At 45.1% G+C, this 13,036-nt stretch carries 16 protein-coding genes; 9 read left to right on the top strand and 7 right to left on the bottom strand.

The window, feature by feature from the left end; all coding sequences use genetic code 11:
* The first annotated feature begins 30 nt into the window (after nucleotides 1–30).
* The 5 genes from DTQ70_RS26815 to serS all read left to right on the top strand — a co-directional run bounded on the left by DTQ70_RS26815 (nucleotide 31) and on the right by serS (nucleotide 3,650).
* Nucleotides 31–300: a DUF4160 domain-containing protein gene (locus DTQ70_RS26815; RefSeq protein ID WP_122933650.1), complete on the top strand. Its 270-nt coding sequence runs from the start codon at nucleotides 31–33 to the stop codon at nucleotides 298–300.
* Nucleotides 301–308: 8 nt separating this feature from the next.
* Nucleotides 309–539 (top strand): DUF2442 domain-containing protein, encoded by a 231-nt coding sequence (locus DTQ70_RS26810; protein WP_122933649.1) that lies wholly within the window; start codon nucleotides 309–311, stop codon nucleotides 537–539.
* Nucleotides 536–787 (top strand): CBU_0592 family membrane protein, encoded by a 252-nt coding sequence (locus DTQ70_RS26805; protein ID WP_028525001.1) that lies wholly within the window; start codon nucleotides 536–538, stop codon nucleotides 785–787. The genes DTQ70_RS26810 and DTQ70_RS26805 overlap by 4 nt, the downstream gene beginning before the upstream one ends.
* 43 nt (nucleotides 788–830) lie before the next feature.
* Nucleotides 831–2,189, top strand: a complete 1,359-nt coding sequence (locus DTQ70_RS26800) for an aspartate kinase (RefSeq protein WP_122933648.1) — start codon at nucleotides 831–833, stop codon at nucleotides 2,187–2,189.
* Nucleotides 2,190–2,378: 189 nt separating this feature from the next.
* On the top strand, nucleotides 2,379–3,650 hold the full coding sequence (serS, locus tag DTQ70_RS26795; RefSeq protein WP_122933647.1) for a serine--tRNA ligase: 1,272 nt from the start codon (nucleotides 2,379–2,381) through the stop codon (nucleotides 3,648–3,650).
* Nucleotides 3,651–3,727: 77 nt separating this feature from the next.
* Here serS and lepB read toward each other — a convergent pair whose 3' ends face one another.
* From lepB to DTQ70_RS26775, 4 genes are all read right to left on the bottom strand, one after another.
* Nucleotides 3,728–4,897 (bottom strand): signal peptidase I, encoded by a 1,170-nt coding sequence (lepB, locus tag DTQ70_RS26790; RefSeq protein WP_122933646.1) that lies wholly within the window; start codon nucleotides 4,895–4,897, stop codon nucleotides 3,728–3,730.
* Between the two features lie 66 nt (nucleotides 4,898–4,963).
* Nucleotides 4,964–6,307, bottom strand: a complete 1,344-nt coding sequence (locus DTQ70_RS26785; RefSeq protein WP_122933645.1) for an ABC transporter permease — start codon at nucleotides 6,305–6,307, stop codon at nucleotides 4,964–4,966.
* Between the two features lie 14 nt (nucleotides 6,308–6,321).
* Complete coding sequence (locus DTQ70_RS26780; RefSeq protein WP_122933644.1) at nucleotides 6,322–7,248, bottom strand: ABC transporter ATP-binding protein; 927 nt, start codon at nucleotides 7,246–7,248, stop codon at nucleotides 6,322–6,324.
* 108 nt (nucleotides 7,249–7,356) lie between these two features.
* A complete protein-coding gene (locus DTQ70_RS26775; RefSeq protein ID WP_122933643.1) occupies nucleotides 7,357–8,517 on the bottom strand; it encodes a serine hydrolase in 1,161 nt (386 codons plus the stop codon).
* Between the two features lie 100 nt (nucleotides 8,518–8,617).
* On the opposite strand from DTQ70_RS26775, the gene DTQ70_RS26770 reads away from it, so the two are divergent.
* From DTQ70_RS26770 to DTQ70_RS26755, 4 genes are all read left to right on the top strand, one after another.
* A complete protein-coding gene (locus DTQ70_RS26770) occupies nucleotides 8,618–9,613 on the top strand; it encodes a polysaccharide deacetylase family protein (RefSeq protein ID WP_122933642.1) in 996 nt (331 codons plus the stop codon).
* Between the two features lie 70 nt (nucleotides 9,614–9,683).
* The gene (locus tag DTQ70_RS26765) at nucleotides 9,684–10,991 is read left to right on the top strand and encodes a deoxyribodipyrimidine photo-lyase (protein WP_122933641.1); all 1,308 of its coding nucleotides are present in this window, start codon (nucleotides 9,684–9,686) and stop codon (nucleotides 10,989–10,991) included.
* Nucleotides 10,992–11,042: 51 nt separating this feature from the next.
* Complete coding sequence (locus tag DTQ70_RS26760; RefSeq protein ID WP_122933640.1) at nucleotides 11,043–11,285, top strand: DUF433 domain-containing protein; 243 nt, start codon at nucleotides 11,043–11,045, stop codon at nucleotides 11,283–11,285.
* Complete coding sequence (locus DTQ70_RS26755) at nucleotides 11,269–11,595, top strand: hypothetical protein (protein ID WP_122933639.1); 327 nt, start codon at nucleotides 11,269–11,271, stop codon at nucleotides 11,593–11,595. The genes DTQ70_RS26760 and DTQ70_RS26755 overlap by 17 nt, the downstream gene beginning before the upstream one ends.
* A 2-nt stretch (nucleotides 11,596–11,597) precedes the next feature.
* Here the strand turns inward: DTQ70_RS26755 and DTQ70_RS26750 are convergent, their stop codons facing one another.
* Genes DTQ70_RS26750 through DTQ70_RS26740 form a run of 3 tightly spaced genes read right to left on the bottom strand, consistent with a single transcriptional unit; the run spans nucleotide 11,598 to nucleotide 12,966 of the window.
* Complete coding sequence (locus DTQ70_RS26750; RefSeq protein WP_122933638.1) at nucleotides 11,598–12,275, bottom strand: LytTR family DNA-binding domain-containing protein; 678 nt, start codon at nucleotides 12,273–12,275, stop codon at nucleotides 11,598–11,600.
* Entirely contained in the window at nucleotides 12,276–12,803 is a 528-nt protein-coding gene (locus DTQ70_RS26745; RefSeq protein ID WP_164490225.1) for a DUF6169 family protein, read from the bottom strand.
* Nucleotides 12,763–12,966 (bottom strand): hypothetical protein, encoded by a 204-nt coding sequence (locus DTQ70_RS26740; protein WP_122933636.1) that lies wholly within the window; start codon nucleotides 12,964–12,966, stop codon nucleotides 12,763–12,765. Before DTQ70_RS26740 ends, DTQ70_RS26745 begins: the two co-directional genes overlap by 41 nt.
* Nucleotides 12,967–13,036 lie beyond the last annotated feature (70 nt).

Genomic DNA, 13,036 nt, shown 5'->3' with positions numbered 1-13,036 from the left:
CGTGTAATTTTGCGGAAAATTTCAGAAAATATGCCTGTCATATCAATGTTCTATGGTTTGATTGTTTCGTTGTATTATTTTGACAACAAACAACACCACTTGCCACATATTCACGTCAGTTACAGCGGGATGGAGGCTGTCTTTTCCATCGAATCAGGTGAGTTGATTGATGGAAATTTGCCAAAAGCCAAACAAAAACTGGTAGAGGCATGGATTGAGCTACGTCGAGAAGACTTAATGGCAGACTGGCAGTTAGCTGTAAATGGGCAAAAAATTTTCCCAATTGACCCTTTAAAATAGGCTTAAAAATGAATCCAAGAGTAAAACAAGTCACTCCATTAGGTAATTATGAACTACAAATTGTCTTCTCTAATCACGAAGTACGTTTATTCGATGTAAAACCTTATTTAAACAAGGGCGTTTTTGAAGAACTTAAAGATGTCTCCTTATTTAATTCGGCAAAGGTTTTTAATGGTACGGTTACGTGGAACAATGAGCTTGATTTTTGCCCAGATACTTTATACATAGAAAGCAAATGACAGAACGCCTTATTATAGATATTCTCGGATGGGTAGGTTCGGTGCTAGTGGTGGGCGCGTATGCCCTCAACATCAGCGGCAGATTACATGCCACGACGAAGGCTTATTTGTGGGCCAATTTGGTCGGTAGCGCCTTTCTCATTGTTAATACCCTTACGTATGGCGCCATTCCCTCCGCCATGGTGAATATCATCTGGGTTGGCATTGCCCTTTGGGGAATGTTTAAACGGCAGCCCAATACCCACTAAATCAGATTCAAACACAACTCACCAATAATAATTCAGTAACAAAATGCAAGTTTGGAAATTTGGCGGTACGTCGGTAGGAAAACCCGAACGGATGCACTCAATCAGAAATCTCGTGACGGCAGATAGCGGCCGCAAAATCGTAGTATTATCGGCGCTTTCGGGAACCACCAATGCGTTGATTTCGATGGGCGACTCGGCCAAGGCAAACAACGAAGCCGAAGTACAAGAAAAAATAGACGCTTTGAAAGCACACTACGATGCGTTTATCAAAGAATTATATAGCACCGAAGAAGGGCTTCAAAAAGGACAAGCAGTTGTTGACAATGAGTTTAACTTCATTCGTTCGGTGTTGAAGAGTCGCCCTTTTGGCCTCAAACAAGACAAAGAATTGGTGGCACAAGGCGAAATCATGAGTACGCAGATGTTCCAAGCGTATTTGGAAGAAGTGGGTGAAAGTTCGGTACTATTGCCTGCCTTGGATTTTATGCGTATTGACCACGATGGCGAGCCCGAATTGGAAACCATCGAACAACTATTGAGCGAAATGCTTAGCCATCACCCAGAGAAGCAAATCGTGGTTACGCAAGGATTTATCTGCCGCAACCCTCGTGGCGAAGTTGACAACCTCAAGCGCGGTGGGTCTGACTATACAGCATCATTGATTGGTGGGGCGATTCGTGCCGAAGAAATCCAAATTTGGACCGACATCGACGGCATGCACAACAACGACCCTCGCATCGTAAAACGTACGTTCCCCATTCGCGAATTGACGTTTGAGGAAGCGGCGGAGTTGGCGTATTTCGGAGCAAAGATTTTGCACCCAAGCACCATTACTCCTGCCAAATTACGCGGCGTACCCGTTCGTTTGAAAAATACGATGGAGCCAGAAGCCTTTGGTACGCTCATTGCTACCACTACGACCGACCGCGAAATCAAGGCGATTGCTGCCAAAGACGGTCTAACGGCGATTTATATTCACTCGACTCGTATGCTGAACGCCTATGGTTTCTTACGTCGCGTATTTGAGATTTTCGAAAAATACAAAACGCCTGTCGATATGATTACAACCTCGGAAGTATCGGTATCGGTCACCATCGACAACGATACGCACTTGAGTGAAATCACGGCCGAGTTGAGCGAAATCGCTGACTTGGAAGAACACGACCGCGACTTGTCAATCATCTGTATCGTAGGGGATTTCAAAGCCGATAAAGAAGGAATCGCTCTGAAAGTATTCGAAGCTATGAAGCACATTCCTATCCGTATGATTTCGTACGGCGCATCGGAGCACAACCTTTCGATTTTGGTATGGTCAAAAGACAAAGCCGAAGCGCTTAATGTCCTCAATGAGCGTCTCTTCTATTACGAAGATGCAATGAAGACGATTTTTAATGCGCAATAGAGTTAGTACGTCAGGGCTAAAGCCCTTAGAAGTGGCGACATAGTTCATACCCCAGCCTAAAGGCTGGAGTTATAGGATGAAATTCTTTTAACCCCATGTCGCAACGGCGCACCGTCTTCAGGCTGGGGTAATACGAAGTAAACAGTAACACAAGGGCTTTAGCCCTGAAAACCTTATATCTAATTTGTAATGCTACAGATTAACTTCATCCGCGAAAACCGCGAGCTAACCATCGAAGGGTTGGAACGCAAGTATTTTAAAGGGGCTACCGAAGCCGTAGATACCATTTTGGGATTGGACAAACAACGTCGCGATACTCAAAGTGAATTGGACGCTACGTTGGCACAATCCAATGCTTTAGCCAAGCAAATTGGGCAATTGATGAAAGAGGGCAAGAAGGAAGATGCCGAAGCAGCCAAAGCTCAAACTTCCACCTTGAAAGTTCGCGCAAAATCGCTGGAAGAAAGTCTGAAAGAAGTCGAAGAGCAACTTCAAGCGACATTGGTATTGCTCCCCAACCTTCCGCACGAAAGCGTTCCGCCAGGCCGTACGCCCGAAGAAAACGTGGAAGTATATCTGTGGGGAGAAAAACCAACGCTTCCCGAAACGGCAAAGCCACACTGGGACTTGATTGAGCAGTACGACATCATCGACTTCAAACTGGGTACCAAAATCACGGGAGCAGGTTTCCCTGTTTACAAAGGAAAAGGGGCGCGTATTCAACGGGCTATGATTCAATTTTTCTTGGATAAAGCCGTAGAAGCGGGCTACATGGAAGTGCAACCTCCTATCCTTATCAATGCCGAATCAGGCTTTGGTACGGGGCAATTACCCGACAAAGAAGGTCAGATGTACCACGCTACTGCCGACGATTTATATCTTATTCCGACGGCAGAGGTGCCTATCACGAACCTTTACCGCGATGTCATCGTAAACGAAAACGAGCTACCCATCAAAAACGTAGGTTACACGCCTTGTTTCCGCCGCGAAGCGGGAAGCTGGGGCGCGCACGTAAGGGGACTTAATCGCCTTCACCAATTTGATAAAGTAGAGATTGTGCAAGTACGCAAACCCGAGGAGTCGTACCAAGCCCTCGACGAAATGGCGGAACACGTCAAAGGATTGCTTCAAGCGTTGGAATTGCCATTCCGCATCATTCGATTGTGCGGTGGCGATATGGGCTTTACTTCGGCACTCACGTACGATTTTGAAGTATGGTCAGGTGCGCAAGGCCGTTGGTTGGAATGTAGCTCGGTTTCTAACTTTGAAACTTACCAAGCCAATCGCCTCAAGTTGCGTTATAAAGTTGACGGAAAAACGCAGTTGTTACATACCCTCAACGGTTCGGCGTTGGCGTTGCCGCGTATTTTGGCCGCATTACTGGAAAACAACCAAACACCAGAAGGAATCCGCATTCCGAAGGCATTGGTGCCTTACTGTGGGTTTGAGGTAATTAATTAAGGAGAAGTTAACCATTTTGTGCGAGGAGGTTGCTTACAACCTCCTCTTTTTTTATAAAGCGTCACGCATTGTAACTCCTATTCAATCAACTTAAATAGGCGGTTCCAACGAATTTTGTGAATAAATGACTTAGGATTCGGGTCAATCGACATCCACGTAAACAATGCCTTCCCGACGATGTGGTCTTCGGGAACGAAGCCCCAAAAACGCGAGTCGGCCGACTCATAACGATTGTCCCCCATCATAAAAAAGTAGTCCTGCTTGAAGGTATATTGCGTCAGTGGCTTGCCGTCGATGCTGATTTGCGTCTTTGTGACATTTACTTTTTCGGCATCGTTGTAGTCAAAATACTTAATCACGTGTCCATATTTGGCAATATTAACCGAATCCAACGTGATGGTTAGCCCTTTTTTAGGAATCTGAATAGGCCCGTAAAACTCTTGGTTTTGGGCAAGTACTGCGGGGTAAATGCCTGGTTCTGAGATGCTAGCATTGTAGCGAGCTATTTGCTGAATCGAACGCACAAAATCGTATTTTTTGAGCGTTTCAACGATTTCAGGCGTCGTTCTGATTTGATAACTGTGTATTCCAGTCCGCGCAGAATCAGGAGGAAGTGCGCTATAATCTTGAATATTTTCTTTGTCAAAAAAGCGATCATCCAACACATCGCTCGACTCCATCCGGTAATAAAGCTCGGCGTGCGGAGGTACGGGAGCTTTTACGCCGTTGATATACACTTCTGCGTTTTTAATCTCAAGCACATCACCACTAACAGCCACGCAACGTTTGATAAAGTTATTTCTCAAATCGACAGGAAAGTCTTTATAACCTCCGTTCCCAATCGACACATCTTCAAACGGTTCGTCGGCATCACCTGGGTAGTTGAATACCACTACATCGTTGCGTTTGATGTGGGTAAAACCTGGCAAACGATACATCGGCAACTGAATCAAGGTCGAAAAAGAAGGAATCGATGTTCCCCAAATGGTTTGGTGCGTCAGCGGAATTTGCAACGGTGTCACGGGGGTTCGAGCACCATAATGGAGGTTACTCACAAACAAAAAATCACCCACGAGTAGCGTTTTTTCCATTGACGAAGACGGAATGGTAAAAGGCGTAAAAAACAGCCACCGAATGAAGGTCGCCGCCACTACCGCAAACACTACCGAATCGACCCACTCGCGAAAAGCCGATTTTTTAGGCTTTGACGACGCTGCTTTTTCTTGTACTTTTTCTTTTGATTCCATACATTTTGGGAATAAAAAACATCCCAAAAGGTTTGAACTTTCGGGATGTTGGGCTTGGAAAATTATTTATCCTTTATAAAACAACCACTTAGACAACTCTTTGTAATTCACCTTTTTACCGTACATCAAAATACCGATACGATAAATCCGCGCGGCAAGCCAAGTTGTTCCGATAAACCCAAGCACGAGCAGCGCCATCGAAAGAGCAATTTCCCACGCAGGCACTCCAAACGGAATCCGCGCCATCATCACCACAGGCGACGTAAACGGAATCATCGACGTCCAGAAAGCCAACGAACCATCGGGCTGATTGATGGCCAATTGGGCAAAAACAATGGCTGCAATGATAGGTAGCATAATCGGGAAAGTAAACTGCCCCGCTTCTTGTTGGTTTTCGACCGAAGCACCGATGGCCGCGTACAGCGAGCTATACAATAAATACCCGCCCAAGAAATAGAACAAAAAGCAAAAGAAAATCTTGGCGAGTGGCAGCGATTGCGCCGATTTTGAAAAATTTTCGATTGTCTGCAAGGTATTATTTTGTTGTTTCTCCATCTCTTTTTTCACTTCGGGGTCGGCTTGCTCGGCTTGTTTTTTCATCACCTCCTCCGTAGCTGTAAAGCGATTGAAGCCAAAGAGCGTTTGAGTAGCGCTCGACACCCCAAACGTAAGCAGTCCCCACAACACAAACTGGGTAAGTCCTACGGCCGCCACTCCCAAAATTTTACCCAACATCAAATGAAAAGGCTTCACCGACGAAATAATCACCTCAATAATACGGTTTGATTTTTCTTCCATGACCCCTTGCATCACTCCCGCACCATAGACCAGAATAAAGATGTACAACAAAAAAGCCGCTGCATAGCCTGCCACGTAGGCCGCCATGGTACTGCTCGACTGAGATTTACCTTCATCATCAAGGCTATACGTCTGGGCATCAACATCTTGGTTCGCATCTTCAATCACTTGCTGCGTAATTCCTGCTTTTGACAATTTGATGTTTCTCAACCCCTGCTGAACTACCTTCTCAATGCGGTTTTTGAGCATAGGCCCAATGTTCTTTTCGGCATAAATCTGCAAGCCATTGGGGTGCTCCATAATGTCAGCAGGAATATGGACGAGTAAGTTATCTTCTTTACCCTTTAGTTTCTTCTGTGCCGTGGCCACAGGCCCACTGATGAGCTCAAAAGTGGTATTTTTATCGCTCTTGAATTTGTCTTTGAACAATCCACTTTCGTCAATCACCTGAATGGTTTTGTGCTCGCTTTTAAACGAGCCTACTGCCGCCCAAACAATGATTCCGTAAAAAGCCGCAATCAAAATAGGCGTTAGGAAGGTCATTACAATGAATGACTTTTTGCGTACCCGTACGAGGTATTCGCGCTTGAGAACAAGGAAAATGTTTTTCATAGTATTGTCCTAAATTATTTTGATTCGTCGGGAGCATCGCTACCTACGGCTTTGATAAAAATGTCGTTGAAAGAAGGAATATTTTCGTGAAAAGAAACCAATTCCACTTGTTGGATGAGGTTTCCGAGCAATTGATTAACGGTGGCATCCCCTACCAATCGAATCGAAGCTTGCTGTACGCCCTCGCCCGTATCTTTGGTAGTAATTAATTCAAAATCAGAAGATAATTCTCCTAATGCACCATGATAGCGTACCGAGTAGCTGTTTTCTTTAAACTGATTTTTGATTTCCTTTTTACTGCCATTCAAAATAATTCTCGATTTGTTAACGAGCGCAATGTGGTCGCAGAGCTCTTCTACGGATTCCATTCGGTGGGTCGAAAAGATAATCGTCGTACCACGTTGGCGAAGCTCCAAAATTTCGTCTTTGATGAGGTTGGCGTTGATGGGGTCAAAACCCGAAAAAGGTTCGTCCAGGATAATCAGTTTAGGTTCGTGCATCACCGTCGCCACAAACTGCACCTTTTGTTGCATTCCTTTTGAAAGGTCTTCGATGCTTTTTGTCCACCAAGTTTTGATATCAAACTTTTTTATCCAAACCTTCAGCTTATCCATGGCTTCGCGCTCCGACAAGCCTTTGAGCTGAGCCAAATAAAGCAGCTGCTCGCCTACTTTCATTTTTTTGTACAAACCACGTTCCTCGGGCAAGTACCCAATGTCCTGAATGTGGTTGGGCTGAAGGCGCTGGCCATCAAACAACACATACCCTTCATCGGGGGCTGTGATTTGGGTAATGATACGAATCAACGATGTTTTCCCCGCACCGTTGGGCCCAAGTAACCCGAAAATACATCCTTTGGGAACATTAAGACTAACGCCATCAAGGGCGCGATGAGTAGCATATTGCTTGACAATGTCATGCGCTTCGAGAATGTGAGACATAATTTAGGTAGAAGATTATACCGAAAATTACAGTCTTTATCCGTGATTATTCAACTAACTTGTGGATGTTTGGTGATTTGATAGGATAAATGGCAGTCGCTACCCTTCTTACTGCCCAAGTACCTCCAACGCCGCCGCTAAATAGGCTTCCGAATCTTGACGAAAATACGGTCCTACTTTCTCTGGCGACTCTTTGTGACCCAAACGTACCACCACTGCATTCTCCGAAGGAATCGCCCAAACCAATTGTCCTAACAAGCCTCTCATGCTGACCGTTTGTAGGTTCTTATACGGTTGTATCCAAAACTGGAAACCATATACTTGCAAGGGTGCATTGCTCTTGGGATCAAGGAGGTTAGTTGCAGGACTAAGTGCTTGATTCATGTACTTTTCGGAAACAATCCGCTGCTGGCCCCACGCTCCTTTCCAAAGCATCAGGTGTCCAAAACGGGCATAATCGCGAGCGGTGGGAGCAAAACAGCAAAACGATTTTTCGCGGCCTTTGGGTTTATCCAGCATCCAAACGGCGTCCGTTTCAGAACCAATCCGCTGAAAGATTTTTTCGGAAACCAAGTCTGAGATTTTCTTATTATAGGCTTTTTCCAACACCAAACCCAAGATTTGGGTATCGCCACTGCGGTATTCAAATTCTTTCCCGACGGACTTTTCAACCGTGAGGTTGTCGATAACTTTGGCAATGTCTTCGCCGTAATATCCGTAGGCGTTGTTGCTAAATACCCCACGGTCTTTTTCGTGCCAATTCAAGCCCGAACTCATCGTGAGGCAGTGCCGAACCGTAATTTTCTTTTTTTCTCCCTCCGAAAAAGACCCGATGTAGTGCGAAATCGGCTCGTCTAAGCTTTTGATTTTATTTTCGTTGAGGGCAATTCCCACAAGCATCGAAATCACACTTTTGGCCGCCGAAAACGACTGACTCAGCGTTTTGGTATCGTAGCCTTCCCAGTAGTGCTCATACTTGAGTTTGCCGTCTTTAAAAACCAAAAAAGCCGTGGTTTCGTACTTTTCGAGGGTATCTATCAAGTTTTGAGAAATCTTGGCTTTGTTAAGCGTAGAATCCAAAGGCCAAGGTTCGGGTCGAGCCGACGCCAACACCTGCCGAACGGGATGTTTTTTATAGTCCAAAATATCGACTGCGCCCCGCTCCACATAGTTGCGAATATGCACCAAAGGCGGCGCATACGTAAGCGCCGTGCCTGCCAACAACAGGCCTCCTAAGCCAAAAAGCGACTTTCGTAATAGTCTTTTCATCTGAATGCTAAGTAAGTAGAAGGACTTCCCTTCGAGACTTGATTGGGTATGGTTTACCCTTGCAAGGCTTTATACAAACAAATATAACCGTTGCTTGTCCATGAAACAGCTTTTTTTTGTTGCTGCACTTATTTCTTTCCTCTACAGCCCTAGCCAAGCTCAAGAAACGTATGCCGAGAAATTGGGCTATCCCAAAGGCAAAAAAATCATTTTATTCCACATCGACGACGCGGGGATGTCGTACGAAGCCAACCAAGGCACCATCATTGCGATGGAAAAAGGAGTGGCCAATTCAACAAGTGTTATGATGCCTTGTGGATGGGTACCCGCGTACATGAAATACCTTCAAAAGTACCCCAACACCGACGCGGGCGTTCACCTCACGCTGACCTCGGAGTGGAAAGGCTACCGTTGGTTTCCGATTTCGGGACGAGATAAAGTACCAGGGTTGCTTGATAAAGAAGGCGCAATGTGGTCGAACGTCGGAGATGTAGTAAAGCACGCCTCCGCCGATGAAGTAGAAACCGAAATTCGGGCACAAATTGCGCGTTTTCGGAGTTTTGGCGTCGAACCTTCGCATATCGACTCGCACATGGGAACATTGTTTGGTTCACCTGCTTTTACCGAACGCTACGTAAAAGTAGGCATTCAAGAAAAAATCCCCGTTATGCTGCCAGGCGGTCATGCCACCCTCATTGCGAAAGAACGCAGCAGCCCCGCGCAAGAAATTCAGCAATTTCAGCAAGTGGGAAAAATGTTGTGGAACGCGGGTTTGCCCGTGCTAGATGATTTATTTGCCGATACCTACGGCTGGAAACTTCCCGCAGGCACTCCCAACACGGAGGAAAATTTGCGCAAAATGAAAACCCAGAAGTACATCGAACTCCTCAAAGAAGCGAAACCTGGCATCACCATGGTGATCATGCACTGCGCCGCGCCGAGCGATAATTTCAAAGAAATCACTGATTCTTGGCCTACGCGTTACGGAGATTTCTGGGCTATGCTCGACCCCGAATTGAAAACTTTTTTGGACAAAGAAGGCATTGTCCTCACCACTTGGCGGGAAATGTACGAACGTCGCAAGAAAGTGAAGTAATACCGACTTTATTTTTACAAAAACATTCTTTCCAAAAGCGTAGTTGTTCTCAAAACACTACGCTTTTTTTATGAGTCAACCAATTACGATTTTTTGGTTTCGTCGCGATTTGCGCTTGCACGACAATGCTGCTTTGTATCACGCCCTCAAATCGGGCAATCCTGTGCTTCCTGTTTTCCTTTTTGATACCGAAATCCTAGACAAACTTGATGACAAGCGTGACAGACGAGTAGAGTTTATTCACCAAGCCTTGCAAGAATTACAGGCTCAATTGACGCAAATGGGCAGTACGTTGGTGGTCAAACACGGCTCAGCGGCTGCCTGCTGGGAAGAACTCACCCAACATTACGACGTCGCCGAAGTTTACACCAACCACGATTATGAACCCGCCGCCATTCGCCGCGATAAAGCCATTGGTGAGTGGCTCAATGCGCGCGGAATTGCTTTTTATACGTATAAAGACCAGTGTATTTTTGAAAAAAGCGAAGTACTGAGCGGTGCAGGAACGCCCTACACGGTGTTTACTCCTTACAGCCGCAAATGGAAAGAAAAGCTAAATTCGTTTTACCTAAAACCCTATCCGACAGAAGCTTACTTTCAACATTTTTATAAGACTTCTCCACTCCCACTTCCTAGTTTAGCCGAGATTGGTTTTGAGGCCGTAGGACAACCTTTCCCCCAAAAAACAGTGCGGGATGAGTTAGTAAAAAACTACAAAGAACGGCGTGATACTCCTTCGATTCAGGGTACGTCTCGGTTAAGCGTGCATTTGCGCTTTGGAACAATTTCGATTCGGGAGCTTGCGCGTCACACCAAAGACCTCAGCGAAACATTTCTGAACGAACTTATTTGGCGGGATTTCTACATGCAGATTCTTTGGCACTTCCCACACGTGGGCGAAGGCAAAGCGTTTCGGGCAGATTATGACCGCATCGAATGGCGCAACGACGAAGCCCAATTTAAAAAATGGTGCGAAGGCCGTACAGGTTACCCGATTGTGGATGCAGGAATGCGCGAACTCAACGCGACGGGCTTCATGCACAACCGCGTCAGGATGGTGGTAGCTAGTTTTTTGACCAAACATTTGCTCATCGACTGGCGTTGGGGAGAAGCGTATTTTGCCCAAAAACTGCTGGACTTTGATTTATCGGCCAACAACGGCGGCTGGCAATGGGCTTCGGGATCAGGAACGGATGCCGCGCCTTATTTCAGAATCTTTAATCCTACGTCTCAAACGCAAAAGTTCGACCCGCAACTGGTTTACATCAAACAATGGGTTCCTGAAATAAACAGCTTTGACTATCCCAAACCAATTGTGGACCACGCTGCCGCCCGCGAGCGCTGCCTAGCAACCTATCAGAAGGCGTTGAAACAGTAACTTTTTTCATGAGCTTTGTGTAAATTGCATCAATTCTCTCATCCAAAGACTATGAAAATCAGCGAAATCATCACCATAGACCCTGAAATTTTAGGCGGAGCCCCCGTTTTTGCAGGCTCCCGTGTGCCCGTCTGGTCCTTATTTGTGCATTTAGAAAAGGGGGTGTCGTTGGAAGAATTCCTTGAAGATTTCCCCTCCGTCAAGCATGAATATGCTGTGGCTTTACTTGAAATAGTGCAACAAACATTCTCTTCAGAACAAATGCTACGCCATTTTTATGAAAGTGCTGCTTGACGAAAATATTCCAAAGAAATTAAAGTACCGCCTTTCTTCATTTGACGTAACAACTGTTTCAGAAAGAGGCTGGAATGGAAAGAAAAATGGACAGCTATTAGCTTTGATGCTAATCGAAGGTATTGATATTTTACTTACTGTCGATAAAAACCTTGCGTATCAACAAAACTTTGACAAATATCCAATCACCGTCATTGTAGCAGACACGAAAGATAATTCTTATGAGTCATTAATGGCTTTTTTGCCCCAAATCAAAGAGTTACTAATTACTGATGCCCTGCCAAAAGGCATTTTAGTAATCAACAAATAACCTCACCTCAATAGCCGTTCTTCTAATTCGGTTTTGTAGGTTCCTGCCAACGGAATCGCTACACTCCCAACCGTTACTTGGTGGCGTTCTAGTTTTTGAATGGCTTTCAAAGCAACAATGTACGATTTGTGGATGCGCAAAAACTTCTCGGTAGGCAATTGTGCCATCATTTCACCAAGGGTCATGCGGGTCGTGACTTTGCGGGTGCGCTCGTGGATAAAGAGCAGGTTGGTGTCAGATTGAATGTATAAAATTTCGTCCACGTTGACCCGCACCCAATCGTAGCCGTCTTTCACAAACAAACTCGATGCCTCGCCCGTCTGCTTGGCTTGCTGCCCCAAAGCGCGGTTGCAAGCTTGGAGAAAACGGCCAAATTCTACGGGTTTGAGCAGGTAATCAAGCGCTTGTAATTCAAACCCTTCAACGGCATAATCGGCGTGGGCAGTCACAAAAATGATTTTTGTAGTCGTGTTTTTGAGAAGTCGTGCAAAATCAGTACCCAACATATCGGGCATTTGTACGTCCAAAAAGAGCAAATCGACAGGATGTTGGTGCAGGTACCGCAACGCCTCGGCTGCGCTTTCAAAAGCGTGTTTTAATTCCACAAAAGGGACTTTCTCCGCGTGTCGCTGCAAGATTTGCAAAGCCGCAGGTTCGTCGTCAAGCGCTATAGCAATCATTTATTTTTCGTGATTGTAACCTTCTATCAATTCCAAAAATGCCAAAAAAATTGCTTTACGGTGTGGATTATTGTATTTTACTATCAACGAAACAGGATACCTGTTACCTTCCGAATCTCGAATCACATCATCCAATTTTGTAAAGTCATCTTTATCAAAATACTCAAACCAACGATTAAACTTTGCTTGGCGCATATGCTGACGGTTATCTGAGGAATCGCAAATGTAGATGGCGATGGTAAGGGGAGTTTTAAGATAAAAATCCGTAAATATTTCGGCTATGGTCGGAGCTACAAGTGGGTCAAAAGGCGGGCTGGGTTTGACAGAATTATTACGCGCCACTCGAATAATCAATTCATACACTAAATCAGCATACAACGAACTCTCCCCAAAAAGGTAAGGGGTTGGTCGAAAAAGAACTTCATACACAAACTCATTTCGTGTTTGAAAAGAATAGGTATTTTCTTCTCCATTCAGGAACTGAAAATCATACTTTTGGTTCGGGGATGATAACTCCTCTTGCTGCATTTTTTTTCCTTAACTCTTTTAACATATCCTGATATTCAGGCGATTTGACACGTGCTTCAAACTCATCATCCGCCTTTGCTCGCTCTTCTTTCCAACGTTTGATAAAACGGTCGATATTGGCTTGGCGCTCTTCAGGAGTAAGGGGTTTTTTGTTTGTTTCCATGATGTTTGTTCTGTTTTTAAGCCTAAACAAATTTACAACATTTTTTGCTTCATTTTATTCTCCGCCACAG

The sequence above is a fragment of the Runella sp. SP2 genome (genome assembly GCF_003711225.1).
Lineage (GTDB): Bacteria > Bacteroidota > Bacteroidia > Cytophagales > Spirosomataceae > Runella.
The sequence above is the reverse complement of the archived record's forward strand: the minus strand, read 5'-3'. Positions and strand labels throughout refer to the sequence as shown.

Bases quoted from the DNA above. Each gene is read 5' to 3' on its own strand.
- DTQ70_RS26775 (WP_122933643.1), bottom strand. From the start codon at position 8,517: ATGAAAAGACTATTACGAAAGTCGCTTTTTGGCTTAGGAGGCCTGTTG.
- DTQ70_RS26805 (WP_028525001.1), top strand. From the start codon at position 536: ATGACAGAACGCCTTATTATAGATATTCTCGGATGGGTAGGTTCGGTG.
- DTQ70_RS26740 (WP_122933636.1), bottom strand. From the start codon at position 12,966: ATGGAAACAAACAAAAAACCCCTTACTCCTGAAGAGCGCCAAGCCAAT.
- DTQ70_RS26755 (WP_122933639.1), top strand. From the start codon at position 11,269: ATGAAAGTGCTGCTTGACGAAAATATTCCAAAGAAATTAAAGTACCGC.
- DTQ70_RS26780 (WP_122933644.1), bottom strand. From the start codon at position 7,248: ATGTCTCACATTCTCGAAGCGCATGACATTGTCAAGCAATATGCTACT.
- DTQ70_RS26785 (WP_122933645.1), bottom strand. From the start codon at position 6,307: ATGAAAAACATTTTCCTTGTTCTCAAGCGCGAATACCTCGTACGGGTA.
- DTQ70_RS26750 (WP_122933638.1), bottom strand. From the start codon at position 12,275: ATGATTGCTATAGCGCTTGACGACGAACCTGCGGCTTTGCAAATCTTG.
- lepB (WP_122933646.1), bottom strand. From the start codon at position 4,897: ATGGAATCAAAAGAAAAAGTACAAGAAAAAGCAGCGTCGTCAAAGCCT.
- DTQ70_RS26745 (WP_164490225.1), bottom strand. From the start codon at position 12,803: ATGCAGCAAGAGGAGTTATCATCCCCGAACCAAAAGTATGATTTTCAG.
- DTQ70_RS26765 (WP_122933641.1), top strand. From the start codon at position 9,684: ATGAGTCAACCAATTACGATTTTTTGGTTTCGTCGCGATTTGCGCTTG.
- DTQ70_RS26770 (WP_122933642.1), top strand. From the start codon at position 8,618: ATGAAACAGCTTTTTTTTGTTGCTGCACTTATTTCTTTCCTCTACAGC.
- serS (WP_122933647.1), top strand. From the start codon at position 2,379: ATGCTACAGATTAACTTCATCCGCGAAAACCGCGAGCTAACCATCGAA.
- DTQ70_RS26800 (WP_122933648.1), top strand. From the start codon at position 831: ATGCAAGTTTGGAAATTTGGCGGTACGTCGGTAGGAAAACCCGAACGG.
- DTQ70_RS26810 (WP_122933649.1), top strand. From the start codon at position 309: ATGAATCCAAGAGTAAAACAAGTCACTCCATTAGGTAATTATGAACTA.
- DTQ70_RS26815 (WP_122933650.1), top strand. From the start codon at position 31: ATGCCTGTCATATCAATGTTCTATGGTTTGATTGTTTCGTTGTATTAT.
- DTQ70_RS26760 (WP_122933640.1), top strand. From the start codon at position 11,043: ATGAAAATCAGCGAAATCATCACCATAGACCCTGAAATTTTAGGCGGA.